Origin of the sequence: Ralstonia pickettii, assembly GCF_001699815.1 — a bacterium.
In the GTDB taxonomy this organism is placed as follows: domain Bacteria; phylum Pseudomonadota; class Gammaproteobacteria; order Burkholderiales; family Burkholderiaceae; genus Ralstonia; species Ralstonia thomasii.
On the sequence record NZ_MCGB01000001.1, the window covers coordinates 23,662 to 43,181 of the forward strand.

21 protein-coding genes are annotated in these 19,520 nt (G+C 64.3%); 13 read left to right on the forward strand and 8 right to left on the reverse strand.

The window, feature by feature from the left end:
- Nucleotide 1 precedes the first annotated feature (1 nt).
- On the forward strand, nucleotides 2-739 hold the full coding sequence (locus BEK68_RS00135; protein WP_012430132.1) for an aspartate/glutamate racemase family protein: 738 nt from the start codon (nucleotides 2-4) through the stop codon (nucleotides 737-739).
- Nucleotides 740-1,153: 414 nt separating this feature from the next.
- On the opposite strand, the gene BEK68_RS25650 is transcribed toward BEK68_RS00135, so the two are convergent.
- The 5 genes from BEK68_RS25650 to BEK68_RS00155 form a co-directional block, all read right to left on the reverse strand.
- The gene (locus tag BEK68_RS25650) at nucleotides 1,154-1,321 is read right to left on the reverse strand and encodes a hypothetical protein (protein WP_004627807.1); all 168 of its coding nucleotides are present in this window, start codon (nucleotides 1,319-1,321) and stop codon (nucleotides 1,154-1,156) included.
- A gap of 93 nt (nucleotides 1,322-1,414) precedes the next feature.
- Nucleotides 1,415-2,119: a Crp/Fnr family transcriptional regulator gene (locus BEK68_RS00140; RefSeq protein ID WP_012430133.1), complete on the reverse strand. Its 705-nt coding sequence runs from the start codon at nucleotides 2,117-2,119 to the stop codon at nucleotides 1,415-1,417.
- Complete coding sequence (locus BEK68_RS25995; RefSeq protein WP_012430134.1) at nucleotides 2,112-2,747, reverse strand: 2-hydroxychromene-2-carboxylate isomerase; 636 nt, start codon at nucleotides 2,745-2,747, stop codon at nucleotides 2,112-2,114. Before BEK68_RS25995 ends, BEK68_RS00140 begins: the two co-directional genes overlap by 8 nt.
- 9 nt (nucleotides 2,748-2,756) lie before the next feature.
- The gene (locus tag BEK68_RS26000) at nucleotides 2,757-3,431 is read right to left on the reverse strand and encodes a 3-oxoacid CoA-transferase subunit B (RefSeq protein ID WP_012430135.1); all 675 of its coding nucleotides are present in this window, start codon (nucleotides 3,429-3,431) and stop codon (nucleotides 2,757-2,759) included.
- 28 nt (nucleotides 3,432-3,459) lie between these two features.
- The gene (locus tag BEK68_RS00155; RefSeq protein ID WP_012430136.1) at nucleotides 3,460-4,224 is read right to left on the reverse strand and encodes a CoA transferase subunit A; all 765 of its coding nucleotides are present in this window, start codon (nucleotides 4,222-4,224) and stop codon (nucleotides 3,460-3,462) included.
- Nucleotides 4,225-4,462: 238 nt separating this feature from the next.
- Here BEK68_RS00155 and BEK68_RS00160 point away from each other — a divergent pair, with 238 nt between their 5' ends.
- Together BEK68_RS00160 and BEK68_RS00165 are read left to right on the forward strand one after the other, a co-directional pair.
- Complete coding sequence (locus BEK68_RS00160; RefSeq protein ID WP_012430137.1) at nucleotides 4,463-5,680, forward strand: cation:proton antiporter; 1,218 nt, start codon at nucleotides 4,463-4,465, stop codon at nucleotides 5,678-5,680.
- A gap of 43 nt (nucleotides 5,681-5,723) precedes the next feature.
- Nucleotides 5,724-6,278 carry an NADPH-dependent FMN reductase gene (locus BEK68_RS00165; protein ID WP_012430138.1) on the forward strand — a complete coding sequence of 185 codons (555 nt, stop codon included), beginning with the start codon at nucleotides 5,724-5,726 and terminating at the stop codon, nucleotides 6,276-6,278.
- A gap of 411 nt (nucleotides 6,279-6,689) precedes the next feature.
- Here the strand turns inward: BEK68_RS00165 and BEK68_RS00170 are convergent, their stop codons facing one another.
- Nucleotides 6,690-7,286, reverse strand: a complete 597-nt coding sequence (locus BEK68_RS00170) for a hypothetical protein (protein WP_235202090.1) — start codon at nucleotides 7,284-7,286, stop codon at nucleotides 6,690-6,692.
- A gap of 376 nt (nucleotides 7,287-7,662) precedes the next feature.
- Between BEK68_RS00170 and BEK68_RS00175 the strand changes: the two genes are divergently transcribed.
- Entirely contained in the window at nucleotides 7,663-8,370 is a 708-nt protein-coding gene (locus BEK68_RS00175; protein WP_004627798.1) for a GNAT family N-acetyltransferase, read from the forward strand.
- Between the two features lie 9 nt (nucleotides 8,371-8,379).
- On the opposite strand, the gene BEK68_RS00180 is transcribed toward BEK68_RS00175, so the two are convergent.
- On the reverse strand, nucleotides 8,380-9,993 hold the full coding sequence (locus tag BEK68_RS00180; protein WP_004627797.1) for a membrane protein: 1,614 nt from the start codon (nucleotides 9,991-9,993) through the stop codon (nucleotides 8,380-8,382).
- 158 nt (nucleotides 9,994-10,151) lie between these two features.
- Nucleotides 10,152-10,664 carry a FlxA-like family protein gene (locus BEK68_RS00185; RefSeq protein ID WP_009240450.1) on the reverse strand — a complete coding sequence of 171 codons (513 nt, stop codon included), beginning with the start codon at nucleotides 10,662-10,664 and terminating at the stop codon, nucleotides 10,152-10,154.
- A gap of 258 nt (nucleotides 10,665-10,922) precedes the next feature.
- On the opposite strand from BEK68_RS00185, the gene BEK68_RS00190 reads away from it, so the two are divergent.
- The 9 genes from BEK68_RS00190 (at nucleotide 10,923) to flhC (ending at nucleotide 19,236) form a co-directional block, all read left to right on the forward strand.
- A complete protein-coding gene (locus BEK68_RS00190; protein ID WP_004627795.1) occupies nucleotides 10,923-11,744 on the forward strand; it encodes an ABC transporter ATP-binding protein in 822 nt (273 codons plus the stop codon).
- A complete protein-coding gene (locus tag BEK68_RS00195) occupies nucleotides 11,728-12,558 on the forward strand; it encodes an ABC transporter permease (protein WP_012430140.1) in 831 nt (276 codons plus the stop codon). Before BEK68_RS00190 ends, BEK68_RS00195 begins: the two co-directional genes overlap by 17 nt.
- Nucleotides 12,559-12,591: 33 nt before the next feature.
- Nucleotides 12,592-13,596 carry an ABC transporter substrate-binding protein gene (locus BEK68_RS00200; RefSeq protein WP_012430141.1) on the forward strand — a complete coding sequence of 335 codons (1,005 nt, stop codon included), beginning with the start codon at nucleotides 12,592-12,594 and terminating at the stop codon, nucleotides 13,594-13,596.
- Between the two features lie 20 nt (nucleotides 13,597-13,616).
- Nucleotides 13,617-14,411, forward strand: a complete 795-nt coding sequence (locus tag BEK68_RS00205; protein WP_012430142.1) for an IclR family transcriptional regulator — start codon at nucleotides 13,617-13,619, stop codon at nucleotides 14,409-14,411.
- A 71-nt stretch (nucleotides 14,412-14,482) separates the two neighbouring features.
- Nucleotides 14,483-15,670, forward strand: a complete 1,188-nt coding sequence (locus tag BEK68_RS00210; protein ID WP_004627789.1) for a CaiB/BaiF CoA transferase family protein — start codon at nucleotides 14,483-14,485, stop codon at nucleotides 15,668-15,670.
- 2 nt (nucleotides 15,671-15,672) lie between these two features.
- Complete coding sequence (locus BEK68_RS00215; RefSeq protein ID WP_012430143.1) at nucleotides 15,673-16,527, forward strand: citryl-CoA lyase; 855 nt, start codon at nucleotides 15,673-15,675, stop codon at nucleotides 16,525-16,527.
- Nucleotides 16,524-17,420 (forward strand): SMP-30/gluconolactonase/LRE family protein, encoded by an 897-nt coding sequence (locus tag BEK68_RS00220; RefSeq protein WP_012430144.1) that lies wholly within the window; start codon nucleotides 16,524-16,526, stop codon nucleotides 17,418-17,420. Before BEK68_RS00215 ends, BEK68_RS00220 begins: the two co-directional genes overlap by 4 nt.
- 860 nt (nucleotides 17,421-18,280) lie before the next feature.
- Nucleotides 18,281-18,598, forward strand: coding sequence for a flagellar transcriptional regulator FlhD (flhD, locus tag BEK68_RS00225; RefSeq protein WP_004627783.1), 318 nt, complete (start codon nucleotides 18,281-18,283; stop codon nucleotides 18,596-18,598).
- Between the two features lie 77 nt (nucleotides 18,599-18,675).
- Nucleotides 18,676-19,236 carry a flagellar transcriptional regulator FlhC gene (flhC, locus tag BEK68_RS00230; protein WP_004627781.1) on the forward strand — a complete coding sequence of 187 codons (561 nt, stop codon included), beginning with the start codon at nucleotides 18,676-18,678 and terminating at the stop codon, nucleotides 19,234-19,236.
- Nucleotides 19,237-19,520 lie beyond the last annotated feature (284 nt).

Genomic DNA, 19,520 nt, shown 5'->3' on the forward strand with positions numbered 1-19,520 from the left:
CATGCGTATTCTGGTCGTCAATCCCAACATCTCCGAGAGCGTGACGGAGTTGATCCATGCGGAGGCGCGTCGCTCCGTTTCACCCGGCACCACGCTCACGATGGCGACAGCGCCATTTGGCGTGGCCTATATCGAAACGCGCTTCGAAGCACTGGTGGGCGGCTATGCCACCGCGTGCGTCGTTGCTGAGCACGCCGGCCAATTCGATGGCGTGGTGGTGGCGGCGTTTGGGGACCCCGGCCTGGCCGGCATCAAGGAGCTCTGCAATGTGCCGGTGGTGGGCATGACCGAGGCGGCACTGGCCAGCGCCTGCCTGCTGGGTCAGCGCTTTTCCATCATCGCCATTTCGAACCGCATCCAGGCGTGGTACCGCGAGTGCGTGGCCGCCAATGGGCTGTCGTCGCGGCTGGCGAGTGTGCGCTCCTTGCAGCAGCCGCTACGCGACATCGGCAGCGTGCAGGAAGACCACGCGGCACGTCTTGAGGAACTCAGCCTGCAAGCGGTGCGTGAAGATGGCGCGGACGTGATCATCGTGGCCGGCGCGCCGCTCGCCGGTCTGGCCCGTACACTCAAGGACCGCATTCCGGTGCCGGTCGTGGACGGCGTCTCCAGCGCCATCCGCCACTGCGAGAGCCTGATTGCGCTTGCGCCCAACGGTGCAGCGGAAGGCAGCTTTACGCGTCCGCCGCACAAGCCAAACCGCGGGTTGCCTCCTGCGCTGGCTGCCATGCTGGCGTAGGCGGCGTGTCTGGCCGGTGCGAAGGGTGGGCGCTGTAACTGAGGCGCTCCGGGCTGTGGTGAGGGGTACGCCCCGCTCATGGCCGGCTTTACCGCAGCGGCCACGCCGGCCGTGGTGACGCTGCTGGCCCTGACGCGCGGATGACCGCAAGGGTTGCTTCGGCGCTGTAAGCCAGAAGCGTCGTGGGCTCGATGGCTCAGAGGCGCACCACATCCAGCATCGCCTGCACAAACGCCTTCGGTGCCCAGCCGGATCTGGAGCGCGCCATGGCCAGGAAGATTAGCGCCAAGGTGACGACGCTGCCGACAAGCCATGTGCCATAGCAGTCGCGGCCGCGGGATCTAGCGAAGATGATCCTCGATGCAGTGCACGCGGTCGAGGCGTGCAACCGAGACGGTGCGTGTGGCTTGCGCGTCAGTTCGGTCGTTGACCCATGGCGCGCGGGAAGGTCTGCTGCGCAGTCAGCAGCTCCCGGTAGGTGAGCGCGCGGTAGTCGAGCGCATGGGCACGCGCCACCTCCGCCACACGCGCTGCCAGCGCTGGATAGTGCCAATGGCTATACGTCGGGAAGAGGTGATGCATGCCGCAGCGTAATGACCCTGTCTTGTTGTGCCGCGATTCCAGCGGGTGTGGTCTGCTCCGCCGGATGAAGATTCGTTAATAAAGGTGGCGTCTTCAGGCGCCGTAGCTGCGCAGCCGATCGAGGTCCACGACCGTCACGCCGCCGTATTCCAGCCGCACCACGCCGTCCTTCTCCAGGGTCTTGAGCGACTGGTTGGCAACTTGGCGCGTCATGCCGGAAAGCAGGCCGAGTTCTTCCTGCGTGATCTCCAGGTGGTCGCCCGCGCCGGGGTAGAGAACCGGGTTGAACAGCGACGCAATGCAACGCGCCAGGCGCGGCGTGACATCAAGCAGCCGGTCGTATTCCAGCAGCGCCATGAAATGCCCGAGCCGCTCGTTGAGCTGCTTGACCAGGAAGCGGTTGAACGCCACGCTGTTTTCCACCAGCCACATGAAGGTGGCGCGCTCCATGAAGGCCATGCGTGTGTCGCGCAGCGCAACGATGTCGTAGCGGCGCGGCTCGTTCTTGAGCACCGTGCCTTCGCCAAACCAGCCGCCGGCAGGCACGCCCGTAAACGTGACGCTGCGCCCCTCGGGCGATACCGTGCCGATTTTGATGAGGCCCGTGACCACGCCCGTCCAGCTTTCCAGCAACGTGTTTTTCGGGCAGATGCACGCGCCGCGTGCGTAGGTTTTTTCAACGATGCCGGCGCAGGCGCGGTCGGCTTCTTCCGCGGGCAGATCAATCGACCACGCCGCGATATGCGCCAGCCGTGCGCGGCTGATGCCGGGGCGCGAGTTTGTATCGTGTTCAGCCACGTTGAATGCCCACCGGCAACGTGCTCACGCGCTGCGCTTCGGGCGTGGAGAGCCAGCCGGCGCGCAGGCTCTGCAGGAACATGGCGGTCGCATCTTCACCCCAGAACAGCTCGCCTTCGTGCACCAGGGTGGGCACCCCGAACACGCCGAGCGCGATAGCTGCATCGGTGTGCGCACGCAGCGCATCTTTCACAGCGGGTTGTTCGACAGCGGCCGCGCCCTCTGCAAAGCCCACCGCCTCGCACAGCGCGGCAAAGCCCTCGGGCGACGCCACATCGTTGCCGTCGCGCCAGATATGCCGGAACACCGCTCGCACGACATCGAGCGAGCCGCCCATCGCAATCGTCAGCCGCAATGCCTTGATCGGGTTGAACGGATGCGCGGGCGGCATGCGAAAGGGAATGCCGAGCTGCTGCGCGCGAAACAGCGCATGCCGGTATGTGAACACGCGCTTGGTGCTGATCTCGGCCGGCCCTTTCTGCCCCCAGTGATGCAGGATCGCGCCCAGCACGAGCGGACGCGGGCGGATGACGATGTCGTTCGCCTTCTGCAGCGCGTCGAACTGTTCGAGCTGCAGGTAGGCAAACGGCGAGATGACATCGAAGAACCAATCGACGGTGGCGGGCATGCAGTCTCCTCAGGCGGCGCGCATCTGCAGCAGCGGCGCCAGTGTAAAGGGCGCTGCTGTCATGGCGCGAATGTCGTCGAGTGTCGCATGCGAGAGGATTTCACGCAGCACGAGCCCCGCATCGGTCACGTCAAACACGGCGTGCTCGGTGACGATGACCTTCACGCAGGCCCGGCCCGTGAGCGGCAGCGTGCAGCGCGGCAGGATCTTGGAATTGCCGTGTTTGTCGGTGTGCGCCAGCGCGGCAATCACCTTGCGCGTGCCGTAGCAGAGGTCCATCGCCCCGCCAATGCCGGGCCACCATTTGCCGTTGCGATCGCAGGCCCAGTTGGCGAGGTTGCCCAGCGCATCCACCTGCAACGCGCCGAGGATCGTCACGTCGATGTAGCCGTTGCGCATCGCGCCCAGCGACGTGGCGAGGTCCATGAGCGCCGCGCCGGGCATCAGGGTGATGGGCTCGCAGCCGGCGTTGGTGAAGTCGCTGTCGATGGCGTCCAGCGCGGGGCGTCCGCCAAAGCCGAAGGCGCCGTTTTCGGTATGGAAGATGACGCCCGCTTCGGCGTCCAGGTAGTTGGCTGTGAGCGTTGGGATACCCAGGCCAAGGTTGACGACTTCGCCCGGGTGCAGTTCTTGCGCGCAGCGGGCTGCGATGCGTTGCTTGGGTGTTTCGGGCAGAGCTTGCATGGCGGTTTCCTGTTGTGGCGATCGGCGATCAGGCTTCTGCGGCAGCGGGCAGGCGGCCAAGCTTCGTCCAGTGGTGCCGGTAGAGCGCGTGCTGGTCGTCCAAAGACAGACCTTGCACCACTGCATTGACGAATACGCCCGGGCAGCCGACGCGCTCGGGCGGAATCGTGCCCACCTCGACGATCTCGTTCACCTCGACGATGGTGTAATCGCCCGCCATGGCGATGTCGCGCTGGTTCTGCAGCGCCGTGCCGCGAAACTCCACGTTGCCGAAGGTATCGGCGCGCCAGCCTTTGATGATCGACACGTCGGCGCGCAGGGGCGGCTCGACGAAGCAGGTCGTGCCATCGACGGTGAGCGTCTGCTTGGGGGCGCCGCGCTTGGGGAACATCCCGGGCTGGTCGAGGATGCTCACGCCCACCGGCACGAGCGCGCCGCCCAGGCCCAGCGCACCCGCACGCACTTTCTCGGCCCAGGTGCCCATCGGGAAGAACTCGGCCACGTGCACGGAGTCGGTCAGGTAAGCCTGCGTCGATTCGTCGGTCGTGCCGACGTGCGTGCCGATGAACTCGGCCAGTTGGCCGGAGCTGAACAACCGGGCTTTGAGAAAGCCGCCGCGCAGCCCCGGCGTGTTGGTGATGAGCGTCAGTTGCCCGATGCCGCTGGCGAGCAGCGCCTCGATGCAGCAGGCCGGCTCGCCGGCGCCGACGAATTCGCCCAGCATCAGGCGGCTGCCGCTGCGGACGTGTGCGATGGCCTCGTCCACGGAAAGGACCTTGTTGGCATAGCGCATGGGGTGTCTCCTTGGTGCCGCCCTGGGCGAGCGGGTCTGCGGCGCAGTGTAGGAGCGGGGTTTGCGGCGCGATGTCTTCTGCATGACATTTGCTTCGTAAGGTTTCGCAAAGGGCAATCCTTATAGTTGTGACGCAACGTGAATAAAAATCCGCGCCGCCGTTGTCGCACCAGGGCCGGCCCGGCCCCTTTCGCTTTCCCGCTCTTCCGTCTTTGAACCCGCCCCTTTCCACGAACGCATGCACGTAGACACCCCGCTCATCTCCACCATCATCGGTGGCATCGTGCTGGCCTTCATCTTCGGCACCATTGCGCAGCGCCTGCGCCTGCCGCCACTGGTCGGCTACCTGATGGCGGGTGTGGTGGCGGGGCCGTTCACGCCCGGTTTCGTGGCCGACCAAAGCCTCGCGCCGCAACTGGCCGAGCTGGGCGTGATCCTCCTGATGTTCGGGGTGGGGTTGCATTTCTCGATGAAGGAGCTGCTGGCGGTCAAGGCCATCGCCATTCCGGGTGCCATCGGGCAGATTGCGTTGGCCACGCTCATGGGTATGGGCCTGGCGTGGCTGCTTGGGTGGGACTGGGGCCCGGGGCTGGTGTTCGGGCTGGCGCTGTCGGTGGCGAGCACGGTGGTGCTGCTCAAGGCGCTGGAGGATCGCGGCATCGACAACTCGCACGAAGGCCATATCGCCGTGGGCTGGCTGATCGTGGAAGACCTCGTGATGGTGGTGACGCTGGTGCTGCTGCCGGCCTTGGCCGGTGCGCTGGGCGGCGCAGGCAGCACAGCGGTCGGCGCATGGGACATCATCAAGGTGCTGGCGGTCACGCTCTCGAAGGTGGTGGCGTTTGCCGCGCTCATGCTGGTGGTGGGCCGCCGCGTGATCCCCTGGATGCTGGAGCGTATCGTCATGACGGGCAGCCGGGAGCTGTTCCGCCTGGGTGTGCTGGCCACGGCGCTGGGCGTCGCTTATGGCGCGACGGTGCTGTTTGGCGTGTCGTTCGCACTCGGCGCGTTCTTTGCGGGCATGGTGCTGGCCGAGTCCGAATTCAGTCAGCGCGCGGCGGAAGAGTCGCTGCCGCTGCGCGATGCATTTGCGGTGCTGTTCTTCGTATCGGTGGGCATGCTGTTCGACCCGAGCGTGCTGATCGAAGACCCCTGGGCGGTGCTCGGCACGGTGCTGATCGTGGTGGTGGGCAAGTCGCTGGCCGCGTTTGCGGTAGTGCGCGCGTTTGGTCACGGCAACCGCACGGCGCTCACGATTTCGGCCAGCCTTGCGCAGATCGGCGAGTTTTCGTTCATCCTGATCGGGCTGGGGATCAGCCTGGAAATCCTGCCCGACCGTGCACGGGGCCTATTGTTGTCGGCAGCGATTCTATCGATTCTGCTGAACCCCCTGATGTTTGCCCTGATCAACCGTCTCAAACGCGAGGTGGCCCCGGAGCCGGCGACGGCGGATTGAGCATCAGGGAGTCCTGAACTGTTTTTCCACGCAAGGAGGGTTTATGAGCAATCTGACTATCGGAGTGATCGTCGGCAGCCTGCGCAAGGCGTCGTTCAACCGCCAGCTGGCGCAGGCGCTGTCGGGCTTGTTGCCGTCGGGCGCGACCGCGCAGTTCATCGAGATTGGCGAGCTGCCGCTGTACAACCAGGACCTGGACGCGAGCCTGCCCGAGCCGGTACAGCGCTTCAAGGCGGCGGTGGCGGGCGTGGATGCCCTGTTATTCGTCACGCCGGAATACAACCGGGGCATACCGGGCGTGCTGAAGAACGCGATTGACTGGGGTTCGCGGCCGTACGGCCAGAGCGTGTGGGACGGCAAGCCGGCAGGCATTGCGGGCGCATCGCCAGGCGCAATTGGCACTGCACTGTCGCAGGCGCAATTGCGCAATGTGCTCGCGGCGGTCGGCGTGAAGGTCTTACCGTTGCCGGAGGTGTTTTTCCACTTTGCGGGGGAGCCCTTTGATGCCCAGGGCGGGGTGACGGATGCGCGTACGCGCCAGTTCTTGCAGGGGTTTGTCGACCGATTCGTTCAGTGGGCAGGTCAGAAGCCAGCCTGACGAATCAATCGACCGGGGTGTTCATGGCCGGGCGGGGAAGGGATTCCCGCTCGGCCGTTTTGCCTTTAGGGCAAGGGCGTTAAGCCAGGAAGGCGGCGGCGCTGATGAGCCAGCCTGCTGCCACGCAGCTCGCAATCCAGGCGACCATGACGGCGCCAATATCCAACCATTTCATCATTGTTCTCCTTACAACACTTGCATTGCTTGTTCAGGCAATCGATGTCTGAACAACTGTCACAAAGTGTAGGTGTTGCAATGCGGAAGAACAATACGGCCTTGGGTGAACAGACTGTTCCAAGAGTAACAACAGATTTCAGTCCTTGCGTGGACGGGCCTGCGCTTGGGAACTGGCGCCGTTGCCAGCGCTTCTCTTGTTGTTGCATTGCAACAATTGCAGCAGAGGCTCGGCGGTTATTTTGTGTGGAAGGTAGCGGCGACCAGGTCGGCAAAGCGCGCTTCTTCGGCAAATTCCACCGGTTCGCTGCCGCTCGCGGTGCCGAATATGCGCAGGAGATAAACCGCACCATTACCAAAGAAGGCATACCCGCGCACGACGACCGTCCGGGCGGCGGACGTACTCCATTCGCCTTCCCAGTAGAGGACCCGGCGCCCGGCAAGCACCTGCAACGCCGGGGCCTTGCCGCGCACGAGGCGGGCGGCCCAGGCCGGGCGATCGCCATGCACGCGCGATTCCATGTGGTTGAGCAGGATGGCCAGATCGCGTGGCCGCAGGGTTTCGAGGTAACCGGGCGTGCCTTTGTCGAAATCGGATTTGCGCACCGTGACCAGCGCGAAGCTCTCCGGTGCCACGGTTTGCTGCGCAAACACGAGCCGTGACGGACCGAACGGCGAGTTGATGGTCGCCGCAATGGACGGAATGGGCGTTTCGCTGGTCAGCCGCAGTGGGCCCCACGTGCGCGGCAATGCGAGGCTCGCACTGGCGTCGATGCGCTGCGTGACCGGGTAGGCGAATTTCGGCGCCGCGCCGGTCGGGCTCCACGGAGCCATGCCGGCAAAGGTGATCCATACGGCTGCGCATATGTATCGGACGCAGCGGCCCCAGCGGCGATACCACTCTGTAATGAACGGCGCCACTCGCGGGCTCCTGGCAGAAAAGATGGCGGACGATTCCGTGGGCGTGTGCATACCCCCGCACAGCAATGCGTATGCCCGCGCCCATTTGTGGCGCTGTCTTCCCCCGCCACCAACATATCGATTTGCATGCAGGTGCGCTATCGGCGTGTGGCGGGGCATCGAACGGTTTAATCCGGCCGTAGGTGTGTTGATGTGGCTCTATCGGCATGCCCATCCATGGCTCTTTTCATGGGGCCAGAAAGTTAGGTAGGGTGAGAGGTCCTTGTTGCTTTCGGTGCAGGTTCCACGCATGACTACGCTCAACGCTTATCAGCAACCCATCGGTGCGCCGCTGTCCAGCTGGACGGCCCGTCCGCTGCCGCCGCATACGCCGCTCGCCGGCCGCTACTGCCGGCTGGAGCCGCTTGACGCCGCCCGTCACGCCGACGCGCTATTCGAGGCGTTCAGCCAGGCGCAGGACGACCGTGTCTGGACGTACATGGTGGAAGGCCCGTTTGCCAATGTGGCGGCACACCGCGCCTATATCGAGCGCATTGCGGCCAAGCGCGATCCACTGCAGTACGCGGTGATCGACGCGCGCAACGATCAGCCGGTCGGCACGCTGGCGCTGATGCGCGTCACGCCGGAACACGGCGTGATTGAGGTGGGCGCGGTTACGTTCTCGCCGCTGCTGCAACGGACGCCGGCATCGACAGAAGCGCAGTTCCTGCTGATGAAGCACGTCTTTGAAGATCTCGGCTATCGGCGCTACGAGTGGAAGTGCGACAGCCTGAACGCACCGTCGCGGCAGACTGCGCAGCGGCTGGGGTTTCTGTTCGAGGGCATCTTCCGCCAAGCGGTGGTCTACAAGGGGCGCAGCCGCGATACCGCGTGGTTCTCCATCATCGATGCCGATTGGCCGCAAGCGCGGGCCGCATTCGAGCAATGGCTGTCGCCTGAGAACTTCGATGAAGACGGGCGCCAGCGCGCGTCGCTCGCTGCGTTGCGTTCGGCCTGACGCGCGGTGTCACGCATCGGGCGCGGACGTATCGGCATACATGCCGCGCAGCGCCAGGGCGCGTTCGGCTTCCGGCAGGGCCAGGATGGAGCGGGAGAAACCGATCAGCGCCCGGCAGCGCTCGGCCGGCGGTGCGGTGCGGCGTAGCGCGGGGACGGTCAGCACGCGTTGTTCATTGAGTGGAAGCGCGGCCATGGCCAGTTGCAGCACAGGCAGGGTCTGCGCTCGTGTGACAACCGGTGCGTGGTCGGGGTCGGCAGCCTGCATCAGGTCTGAAAACAAGGCCTGCTCGCGGGTCACGAGCGCGCGCGGCAGTCGGGCGGCAGCGGCGCTTGCACCGGACGTGCCGTCCAGATAAGCCACGCAGGCTTCGGGGCTCACGCGCTGCAAGGCCTGGGCCTGTTCGAGCGTGAGTTGCGCGTTGGCAAAGAGCAGCGCGTCAGGGGCAGTCGGGATCAGCGCGCGGTACAGCTTGCCCGTCTGCTCGCGCAGCAGCGTCACCACCTGCGCATCGGTAACGTTGCGCTGCAGCTCTGGCCCCAGCGTGTCGATCAGGCGGCTGAAGTGGGCGGGGTACTTGCGCTCCAGGGTTGCATACAGCGGGGCGCTGCGCAGTTCTGCGGCCAGGGCCTCGCGGGTATTCAACTGCGTGGCCATGGTCGCGTATTCGCCTCCGGGCGACGTGCGCGTGACGACGTGGTTGGCCAGCAGTTCCTGCGCGGTGGGGAACCACATCTGATCGAACGGTGTGTCCTGTACGCGGCGCACGAAGGCATCGGGCAGGCCGGCGTCTGAATACGCGCGCCAGAGTTCGCTGTCGGTGGCGCCGGGGGTTTGGTCATGGTCGGCGCCGACCGCGCGCGGGCGGTGAAAGCCGATGCGTGCGCCCGGTGCAGCGGCGCGGTCAGCACCTGCCAGAAACGCGATCGTGCACGCGGAGGCGCACGCCCGCTCAACATACGTGCGCAGATGGTGGCGGCGGATGACGTCTGCCACCAGCGTCCCTTCGCGCAGCCAGCCGCCTTCGGAGCGCAGCACGACGGCCGTGGCGTTCGGTGCCTTGCGCAGCGCGGCTTCCAGTGCATCTGCAGCGCCGTCGTTGATGCCGCCATTAAAGAGGATGGCGCGCCCATCGCGTTGTGGCATCACCGCATACGGCGACGCCGCTTGCTCACCCAGGGCGGTGCGCAGATGCGCGACCAGACGCGGCCCATCGTTGATCAGGCGCGAGCAGGTGCCCACGGCGCCAAGCACGATCATCACTTTGGCGATCAGGGGCCACGGGTTCGACAGGCCGGCAAGCCGGTTGCGCGCCTGCTCGCGATCGGCCGAGCGCCAGGTGCCCACCACGGCCCAGATCCACAGCGCCAATCCCATCACATAAATCACGAGCAGCGCCGATGATGCCGCGCGTGCCGGCGCGTTATGCGCGAGCGCATGCGTGACGCCGGCGCTGAGCGCCACCACGCCAAACTGCATCAGCGCCGTGTGCAGCCAGTACGCGCGGGCCAGGCTGTAATCACCGCGCCAGTGGCGTGCAAAGAAATTGCGCGATGGCGCGCGCTCCCGATCCGGATCGGTCGGGACGGTTGGGGGCAGGGCGTCGCTGGCGGCGGAGGTCATGCGTGTTCTCGATGCCGCACATGGGATGGCGGCGCGGCGATTGTCGCTGTCGGCACCGCAAGCTGGCGTCCCCCCGAAGGGAGGGGGTGAGGAAAGAGAGGGTCGGGCATCGGCAACTGGTTGCCCGCAAGACAAGGCCGGCGCCGCGCTGCCGCCGGTCAGGCCTTGACGGAAACCAGCGGGGGCTCTGCCGGTGTGATGGCTTCAGCGCTGGCCGGGTGGGCCGCCTGTGCCGCTTGCGCCTGTGTTGCGTGGCGGGCTTGCAGCCGGGCATCGCTCAGCGTGGAGGAGCCAGTGACCTTGGCTGTCGTGCGCGCCTGGGTCGTCGCATCGGTCGTGCTGGTGCCCGATGCACTCTTGGAGGCGTTGTGGCGATTTTCCAAGCGGGTTTCCGCTTGCTCCAGGCCGTTCTGCGCCTGAAGGCGCGCGATCTGCGCCTGCACGATCTGGATCTGCTGGCTGAGCAACTGCGCCTGCTCGCGTGCTTGATCGGGCGGCAGATTCTGCGCGGGAAGATCCTGCATCGACTTCTGCAGGTTCTTGAGCTGGCGCTGCAGGCGCTCGATGTCAGGGGCCGAGCTGGTCCCGCTGCCCGATGCGCCGGCGGTCGCAGTAGAAACGGAAGGGGAAGAAAGTTGCATGGCCATCTCGCTGATCAGTACGCCCTTCATCGGATGGCAGGCAGAAAACTTTAGCGTTCGGGTCAATAAATCTCGTAAGTGGTGTCCGTCTAAATTCTGACTAACAGAACATCATTTCTTCTAAAAGAACGTAATGCGAGAAATTGTGCGTTCTTTTGTCAGGGCTCCAGTGGATTTTCGGGAGGTTACGGGTTTACGCTCGTTAACGGCGTGGTTTGTGGTGTATAAAATAGAATTATATTTCAACAGACAGAACGCATCGAATCAGGCGCGTTCAAGGAGACGCCCATGCTTTCTTCCCCTCCGGCCGCCAGCGGCCGACTCCACGCCGGGTTGCCGGCGGTTCAGCTCAATCAGGTTTCGGTGCGGTTCGGCAGCTTCACGGCGGTGCAAGGCGTTGACCTGTCGATTGGCGAAGGCGAATTCGTGGCCGTTGTGGGCCCGACGGGTTGCGGCAAGAGCACGTTGCTGAACGCCGTGACGGGGCTGCTCAAGCCCGCTGGTGGCACGGTCAGCGTGTTTGGTGAGCCGTTGACCGGGCTCAATGGCAAGGCCGGTTTCATGATGCAGCAGGACTCGCTGCTGCCCTGGAAGACGGCGCTCGACAACGTCGCGCTGGGCCTGGTGTTCCAGGGCATGCCGGTGGATGAGGCCCGCGAGCGCGCCCGTCCGTGGATGAAGAAGGTCGGTTTGGCGGGCTTCGAAGCGCGTTATCCGCATCAGCTCTCGGGCGGTCAGAAGAAGCGCATCAGCATGGCGCAGACGCTGATCCTCTCGCCCAAGATCGTGCTGATGGACGAGCCGTTCTCGGCGCTGGATGTGCACACGCGCCACCTCATGCAGAGCGAGTTGCTGCGCCTCTGGCAGGAAGACCGCAAATCGTTGCTGTTCATCACGCACGACCTGGAGGAGGCCATTGCCCTGGCCGACCGCGTGGTCGTCATGTCCGCCGGGCCCGCCAGCCGCCCCGTCGGCGATGTGGGAATCACGCTGCCGCGCCCGCGCAACGTGTCTGAAATCAACATGTCCGACGCGTTCATCCGCCTGTATCGCGAGATCTGGTCGATCCTCGGCACTGAAGTGGAGAAGAGCCATGCCGTCCAGCACTAACACGATGCCTGCCGTGGGCGCGCAGCGCACGGGTCTCGCGCACAAGACCAAGATCCGCCTGTTCCAGTTGGCCGTAGTGGTGTTGATGTTCGGCTCGTGGGAGGGCCTTGGCCGTGCGGGCGTGGTCGATCCGTTCTATTTCTCGATGCCGTCGTCGATCGTCGCGCGCATCTGGGAGTGGTTTACCGCCGGCGACATCTACACGCATCTGGCCATCACGTTGGCCGAGACGATTCTCTCGTTCGGCATCGGCACGTTGCTCGGCATCAGCCTGGGGCTGTGGCTCGGCTTGTCCAGGCTCGCGGCCGAGGTGCTGGACCCGTTCATCAAAGTCTTCAACGCGATCCCGCGCATCCTGCTCGCGCCCATCTTCGTGATGTGGTTCGGGCTGGGGCTGACCTCCAAGGTGGCGTTGGGCGCGACGATGGTGCTGTTCATCACCTTCTTCAATACGTACCAGGGTGTGCGCGAGGTGAACCCCGTCATCCTGGCCAACGCGCGGCTGCTCAAGGCCAGCCGCATCAGCCTGCTGCGCCATGTGTATGTGCCGTCGGCTACGAGCTGGATTCTCTCCAGCCTGCGCGCTTCCGTCGGCATGGCTGTGATGGGCGCAATCGTGGCGGAGTACCTCGGTTCGTCAGCCGGCCTGGGCCACCTGATTGCGCAGGCCGAAGGCGTGTTCGATGCCACCGGCGTGTTCTCCGGAATCGTCGTGCTGTCGGCCTTCGTGATTGCGCTGGACCGCAGCGTCGATGCGCTCGAGGGCAAGTTGCTGGTGTGGCGCCCGAAGGTTGATCCCGAGACCAGTGCCTGACCCCCGATACCAATAATGATGATGGAGACAACCATGAAGCGATGGATTTCGGCCCTGTTGTGTGCGGCCGTCTGTTCCGCAGCCAACGCCGCCGAGCCGGAGAAGAAGGACGTGAGCCTGTCGGTCGGCTCGATGATCCTGAACTACATGCCGGTGCCGCTCACGCAGTCGCTGGGCAACTTCCAGAAGGAAGGGCTCAACGTCAAGGTGGAGAATTTCCAGGCCGGCGGCAGCAAGGCGCTGCAGGCGCTGATTGCCGGTTCGACCGATGCGGTGGTGGGCTTCTATGACCACACCATCCACATTCAGGCGCAGGGCAAGGACATTGTGTCGGTCGCGCTGCTCAACGTTACGCCCGGCATCGTGCTGGCCGTGCGGCCCGACCTGGATATCAAGAGCGGCAAGGATCTGAAGGGCAAGAAGATCGGCATTACCGCGCCGGGTTCGTCCACCGATCTGTTTGCCCGCTATTACGCCATCAAGAACGGGCTGCAGGTGAACGACGTGTCCTACGTCGCGGTGGGTTCCGGCGCACCGGGCATGGTGGCGCTGGATCGCAAGGAGATCGATGCACTCGTCAATTTCGACCCCGTGGCGAGCCTGCTGGAGAAGCGCCGCGCCGCCAAATTCCTCGTCGATACGCGCACCGATGCCGGTTCCAACGCGGTATTCGGCGGCCGCTACCCGACCGCCACGCTGTATGTCACGCGCGACTTTATGACAAAGAACCCCGAGACCGTCCAGCGCCTGGTGAATGCCTTCATCCGCACGCTCAAATGGATCGACGCCAGCACGCCCGAGGCCATTGCCGACAAGATGCCCAAGGAGCAGCAGGTGGGTGGGCGCGACGTGTTTGTCGATGCGCTGCGCCACTCCAAGCCGATCTTCTCCAAGGACGGCCTGATGACCGATGCCGATGCCAAGGTGGCCCTCACGGTCCTCTCGAGCTACGACGAAAAGATCCGCAGCGCCAGGATCGACCTGGCGAAAACGTACACTAACCGCTTCGTCGACCAAGCCTTGAAGACGGTCAAGTGAACCGTCTCGCCCAACCCGCCATGACCGCAGAGCGCCAAACCACCCAGAACGAGACCACGCCCGCCGCCAACGAGGGCGATGCCGCCACGCCGGGGCAGTCGGGCGTGGCTGCGCTGGACCGCGCGTTCTCGATCCTGTTTGCGTTCCGCCCGGGCGATTACGCGCTGACGCTGGCTGAGCTGGCCGCCCGCACTGGGCTCTACAAGAGCACGATCCTGCGGCTGGCCGGCTCGCTCATCCAGCATCGCATGCTGTTTCGCCTGGAAGACGGCCGCTACCAGATCGGGGCCGCGCCGTTGATGCTTGGCGCGCTCTACCAGCGCAGCATGCGCCTGGGCGACGTGGTGCTGCCGCACATGCGTGCGCTGGCCGAGGCCACGGGCGAGGCAGTGTCGCTCTACATCCGCGAGCGCGATGTGCGTGTCTGCCTGCACCGCGTGGATTCGAACCATTCGATCCGCGATCACGTGCGCGAGGGCGATGTGCTGCCGCTGGAGCGCGGTTCGGGCGGGCGCGTGCTGTGCGCGTTTTCGGGCATGCAAGGCGCCACTTACGACGCGATCCGGCGCGATCACTACTACGTATCGATCGGCGAGCGCGATCGGGAAACGGTTGGCCTGTCGGTGCCGGTGTTTGGTGCGCAGCAGGCGCTGCGGGGTGCGCTGTGCCTGGCCGGTCCGGCGTCGCGTATCGACGGGGCGTTGCTGCAATCGTGGCGCGTGCCGGTGCTCGAGCACGCCGCGCAAATCACGTCCACGCTGGGTGGCGACCCCGCACCGCTGCGTCTCGCTGCCCAATTGATCTCTAAAACCTAGGCTCCGCCAAGACGCCCAACCTCCTGAGCGGGGCGAGGGGCGGAGCCGACTGTGTAGCAGGAGTTGTTTTCATGGCTTTGCCTCTCGCGGGTTTGCGCGTGCTCGACTTGTCGAACGTGCTGGCCGGGCCGTTCTGCGGCTATCAGCTGGGTTTGCTCGGCGCTGAAGTCATCAAGGTCGAAGTGCCCGGCAATGGCGACCTCGCCCGCCGTCTCGGGGCGGATCCGGAGCAGGCGCGCCGCAAGATGGGCGCCTCGTTCGTCGCCGTCAATGCGGGCAAGCAGTCCGTCACCGTCAACCTGAAACACCCGGAAGGGCGCGCGATCCTGCTCAAGCTGGTGGCGCAGGCCGATGCGCTGATCGAAAACTATCGCCCCGGCGTGATGGACCGCCTGGAACTCGGCTACGACGTGCTGCGCGAGGTGAATCCGCGTCTTGTCTACTGCGCCATCTCGGGCTTCGGCAAGGATGGCCCGCTTAGCGGCAGACCGGCATACGACCAGATCATCCAGGGCATTTCCGGCGTGATGAGCGTCACCGGCGACGACGCATCGGCGCCGCTGCGCGTGGGTTACCCGATCAGCGATACGGTGGGCGGCATCACGGCGGCGCTGGCCGTCACCGCCTGCCTGCTCGGCGCGCAACGCACGGGGCAGGGCTGCATGGTCGATGTGTCGATGCTGGAATCGACGCTCGCCACCATGGGCTGGGTCGTCTCCAACTATCTGAACGCCGGCGTCACGCCACAGCCGATGGGCAACCAGAATTTCACCGCCGCGCCGTCGGGCACATTCACCACGGGCGATGGACTGATCAACATCGCCGCCAACGAAGACAAGCAGTTTGCCGCGCTGTGCCGCGTGGTGGGGCATCCGGAGCTGGCCACCGACGCGCGCTTTGCCGAGCGCCATGCACGCAAGGAGCATCGCCAGCAGCTCAACGACGCGCTGGAAGCAGCGTTGGCCGCGCGCCCGGCCACCGAATGGGAACCGCTGCTGATCGATGCCGGCGTTCCTGCCGGGCTGGTGCTCGACGTGCCTGGCGTGCTGGCGCACGAACAAGTGACGGGCCGCGGCTTTGTCACCGCGTTCCCGGAAGCGGGGCAGCACGTGACGCGCGCGGGGTTCCGCCTCTCGGGCGAAGACCCGTGCCCGCAGACCCCCGCGCCAATGCTCTCCGCCCATACCGACGACTGGCTCACCAGGCTCGGTTACCGCCACGACCAAATCGAAGCCTTGCGCGCTGAAGGCGCCATCTGATCATGACGACCGCACCGACACAGGACGCCGCCGGCCTCGCTGCCGATTACTGGCGCACCGACATCATCGACATCGAACCCGGCCGCATCCACGTACGCGGCTACCCGATCCAGGAGCTGATCGGCCAGATCGGCTTTGCCGAAATGATCTGGCTGATGCTGCGCGGCGAATTGCCGGCCAAGCGGCAGGCGGTCTTGCTGGAAGCGGCGCTGGTGGCATCCGTCGACCACGGCCCGCATGCGCCATCCATTGCGATTGCCAAGATGGCGACGAGCTGTGGCCTGCCGCTCAACGGCGCGATGGCGTCTGCGTTGAACGCGCTGGACGACGTACACGGCGGGGCGGGGCAGCAGGCGGTCGAGCTGTTCCACGATATCGAGGCGCGCATGTTCGACGGCGCCTCGCTGGAGGCGGCAACGGCGGCGGGTGTCGACGCGTTTATCGCTGCGCATGGCAAATACTTGCCGGGCTTCGGACATCGCTTCCACCCGGTCGACCCGCGAGCGGGGCGCCTGCTTGCGCTGGTGGACGAGGCTGCGCAGGACGGTGTGGTCGGCGGGCGGTATGCCGCCATCGGCCGCGCCATCGAAGCACTGCTCTCCAGCCGCAAGGGCAAGCCGATTCCGATGAACATCGACGGCGCCACGGCCGTGATCTATGCGGAACTGGGTTTTGCGGCGCCGCTTGCGCGCGGTGTGTTCTGTCTCTCGCGTGCCGTTGGCATCCTGGCGCACGCCTGGGAGCAAAGCGGCCGCGGCGAGCGCAACAAAGGCCCGATGCCGCGCCAGCTACCGTACCGCTATACCGGGCATGCCACGCGGCATCTGGCGCAAGCCGAGCCCGCCCCCGCGCCATGACGTATTTCAACTGGCCCGTCATCGAAACCACCGTCTTTGCGGAGATGCCGGTCGCGTTGCGTCGCCCGGTGCCGACCGAATGGTCCCGCGCCAATAAAGGCGGCGCGCCGGTCGATTGCTTTCTGGAAGGCCCGTGCTGGGACGCGCACGGCAATCTCTGGCTGGTCGACATTCCGCATGGCCGCATCCTGCGCGTCTCTTCGCAGGGCGATTGGGATGTGGTGGCGGAATACGACGGCGAACCGAATGGCCTGGCGCTGCGCCACGACGGCACGCTGCTGATCGCGGACTATAAGAATGGGTTGCTGTCGCTGGATCCCGCGACGGGCGCGGTCACGCCGTTCCTGACCCGCCGCAACAGCGAACGCTTCAAGGGCCCCAACGATCTGATCGTCGCTCGTAACGGCGATGTCTATTTCACCGACCAAGGCCAGACTGGCCTGCACGACCCCACCGGCCGCGTATATCGCCTGCGCACGGATGGCCGGCTCGATTGCCTGCTCGCCAATGGCCCGAGCCCCAACGGTCTGGTGCTCACTCCTGACGAATCCGCGCTGTTCGTTGCCATGACGCGCGACAACGCCGTCTGGCGTTTGCCCCTGCTTGCCGATGGCAGCACAAGCAAGGTGGGCCGCTTCGCGCAGTTCTACGGCACCAGCGGCCCCGACGGCATGGCGATGGACGCAGCCGGCCACCTGTTCGTCGCGCATGCGTCGCTAGGCGCGGTGTTCGTCGTCTCGCCGCACGGCGAACCGCTGGCCCGCATCGCGTCGTGCCGAGGGCGCACTACCACCAACGTTGCACTCACGCCAGACGGGCACTCGCTCGTCATCACTGAATCCGCTACGGGCACCATATTGCGCGCCCGCTGGACCCCGCCGCCCCACGACTGACGGCACACGTGGGCTGTTGCTGCAGCTCACGTTGTCCTACAGCTGTCCTACAAGAGGGTCGGCCGTCGGATCGTCAAAATTCCCGCCTTTTTCCTTTCCGCAGAGGCCTATGCGGCACTTTTTGCCGCACTGCACCAGAAAAAGTGATGTGCCCGGCCTTCCCCATCCGTGGGCGCTCTCTTCCTAGGTGATTTTCGTATCGTTTAGATAGACGTGTCTGCTTTAAGTAAACAGAAAGGTAGGATATCTCCTACAAAATCCTCCTTGGACTGTAGGAGCGTTCCTACAAAACTGACCAGAAACCGACCAGAACTGTCCTACACGGCGTGTAGGAGTGGGTCAGAAGTGTCCTACAAGCGGTTAACCCAGCATCCGATGCTCAGAGTCGCAGAAGTGCGACGCCTTCGCTGTCGATTTTTGGAGACTTTAGGCAATTTAATTGCTTTCTTTCGGCATTCATTGGGGTAAATACGTGTCAAACGCCCGCTTTAGCGCATCGTCCACCCTGGTCCGTCGCGTCGGCAAAGGCTTCATCTGCCACGTTTATTAACAGATTTGTAGGAAAATTGCCTACAAGAAAATGGACTACATCACCCCTCCGACGTAGGGGTCCCCCCTTCTTTACTTACCCCGGACGTCAACCCACAATGTGTTCAACAGAAAACAACTTCGCCATGTCTTTAGCGACGTGAGTAAGAAGGAGCAGGAAGTGCCGGCAACGGCGCCAACTGCAGGAACATCCGATCCGTGGGGATTGGTGAACAGCCCGGCGAGGGTAGGCGCAGAAAATAGCGCCAACCGGACTTCACCATGCGAGATCGGATGCAGGTTGTACTTTTACTGCACACGACGGGACATACATGGACACGCAAGACATTGTTTCCGAGATCAGCGAACTGAATCTCACCTACTTGATGCTTGCTCAGCAGATGCTGGCCAAGGATCGCGATGCCGCACTTTTTCGCCTTGGCATCTCTGAAGAACTGGCTGACATCCTGCTGACGATGTCGCCCGCGCAGATCGTCAAGCTGGCCAGCACGAACATGATGCTGTGCCGCTTCCGCTTTGACGATCACGCCATCCTGGGTCTGGTGACCCAGCCGCACCGTGACAAGGGTCTGCAGCAATCGCAAATGTCGATCCTGCTGGCACGTCAGGCGGTTGAGCAGATCAGCTGAACCGTTTGCGGCGGGTGTTCCGCCGGGTTCAGAGATTGCACTTTGGATGAGCAGCAAGCGAAAGCGGGAGCAGTGCCATGCGTCACACCAGCGTCATGAACGAAGTTGAGCAGATCCACCTGGCAGCGGAATTGATTTCGCTCGGTGCGCGCCTGCAACTGCTGGAACAGGAAACCACGCTCAGCCGTGAGCGGCTGGTCAAGCTGTACAAGGAAATCCGTGGGGAATCGCCGCCCAAGGGCATGCTGCCCTTTTCGGCAGACTGGTTCCTGACGTGGTCGCCGAACATCCATTCGTCGATCTTCCTGAACATCTACCGTTTTCTGGGCGAGAACAGCCGCAGCACCGGTGTGCGCCGCCTGATCTCGGCCTACAAGCTGTACCAGGAACATATTCACGTCCACGAACAGGAAGAGGTGCTCTCGATCACCCGCGCGTGGATGATGCTGAAATTCTTCGAGGGGAAGATGCTGCACACCGTGAAGTGCAAGCGCTGCACCGGCCATTTCGTGGCCCACGCAGACGACCTGCACCATGATTTCGTGTGCGGTGTGTGCCAGCCGCCGTCACGCGCAGGAAAGAAAAAGCGCGTCGCTGCTCCGGTTGATGCGATCGCAGAAAAGACGATCGACGCCTGATAACGGCATTTGCAGGAATACGGGAAGTCGGGAACACGGGACGTGCAAAACCGCCGGGGGATGGACAAAAAAGGGCGGACGGGAAATACGCGTAGCAGTAAGGGAATTGCGGGAATAGCCGGCCAGACCGGCAAATAACAATACAAAGAACAAAAGAGCAAGGAACACAGAGCAGGAAAAGCACAGGGGCTCAGGCAGGACAAAAGGGGAAGGGGGTAGGCCGGTCACGGGAAACTGCGGACCGGCATTTTTTTGCCGCCGCGCGTAGAGAGAAGAAGGAAGAA

What these genes read in the sequence shown, in the direction of transcription:
- BEK68_RS00135 (WP_012430132.1), top strand. Translation starts at nt 2, where the DNA reads ATGCGTATTCTGGTCGTCAATCCCAACATCTCCGAGAGCGTGACGGAG.
- BEK68_RS25650 (WP_004627807.1), bottom strand. Translation starts at nt 1,321, where the DNA reads ATGCATCACCTCTTCCCGACGTATAGCCATTGGCACTATCCAGCGCTG.
- BEK68_RS25995 (WP_012430134.1), bottom strand. Translation starts at nt 2,747, where the DNA reads ATGCCCGCCACCGTCGATTGGTTCTTCGATGTCATCTCGCCGTTTGCC.
- BEK68_RS26000 (WP_012430135.1), bottom strand. Translation starts at nt 3,431, where the DNA reads ATGCAAGCTCTGCCCGAAACACCCAAGCAACGCATCGCAGCCCGCTGC.
- BEK68_RS00155 (WP_012430136.1), bottom strand. Translation starts at nt 4,224, where the DNA reads ATGCGCTATGCCAACAAGGTCCTTTCCGTGGACGAGGCCATCGCACAC.
- BEK68_RS00160 (WP_012430137.1), top strand. Translation starts at nt 4,463, where the DNA reads ATGCACGTAGACACCCCGCTCATCTCCACCATCATCGGTGGCATCGTG.
- BEK68_RS00165 (WP_012430138.1), top strand. Translation starts at nt 5,724, where the DNA reads ATGAGCAATCTGACTATCGGAGTGATCGTCGGCAGCCTGCGCAAGGCG.
- BEK68_RS00170 (WP_235202090.1), bottom strand. Translation starts at nt 7,286, where the DNA reads ATGGCTCCGTGGAGCCCGACCGGCGCGGCGCCGAAATTCGCCTACCCG.
- BEK68_RS00175 (WP_004627798.1), top strand. Translation starts at nt 7,663, where the DNA reads ATGACTACGCTCAACGCTTATCAGCAACCCATCGGTGCGCCGCTGTCC.
- BEK68_RS00180 (WP_004627797.1), bottom strand. Translation starts at nt 9,993, where the DNA reads ATGACCTCCGCCGCCAGCGACGCCCTGCCCCCAACCGTCCCGACCGAT.
- BEK68_RS00185 (WP_009240450.1), bottom strand. Translation starts at nt 10,664, where the DNA reads ATGAAGGGCGTACTGATCAGCGAGATGGCCATGCAACTTTCTTCCCCT.
- BEK68_RS00190 (WP_004627795.1), top strand. Translation starts at nt 10,923, where the DNA reads ATGCTTTCTTCCCCTCCGGCCGCCAGCGGCCGACTCCACGCCGGGTTG.
- BEK68_RS00195 (WP_012430140.1), top strand. Translation starts at nt 11,728, where the DNA reads ATGCCGTCCAGCACTAACACGATGCCTGCCGTGGGCGCGCAGCGCACG.
- BEK68_RS00200 (WP_012430141.1), top strand. Translation starts at nt 12,592, where the DNA reads ATGAAGCGATGGATTTCGGCCCTGTTGTGTGCGGCCGTCTGTTCCGCA.
- BEK68_RS00205 (WP_012430142.1), top strand. Translation starts at nt 13,617, where the DNA reads ATGACCGCAGAGCGCCAAACCACCCAGAACGAGACCACGCCCGCCGCC.
- BEK68_RS00210 (WP_004627789.1), top strand. Translation starts at nt 14,483, where the DNA reads ATGGCTTTGCCTCTCGCGGGTTTGCGCGTGCTCGACTTGTCGAACGTG.
- BEK68_RS00215 (WP_012430143.1), top strand. Translation starts at nt 15,673, where the DNA reads ATGACGACCGCACCGACACAGGACGCCGCCGGCCTCGCTGCCGATTAC.
- BEK68_RS00220 (WP_012430144.1), top strand. Translation starts at nt 16,524, where the DNA reads ATGACGTATTTCAACTGGCCCGTCATCGAAACCACCGTCTTTGCGGAG.
- flhD (WP_004627783.1), top strand. Translation starts at nt 18,281, where the DNA reads ATGGACACGCAAGACATTGTTTCCGAGATCAGCGAACTGAATCTCACC.
- flhC (WP_004627781.1), top strand. Translation starts at nt 18,676, where the DNA reads ATGCGTCACACCAGCGTCATGAACGAAGTTGAGCAGATCCACCTGGCA.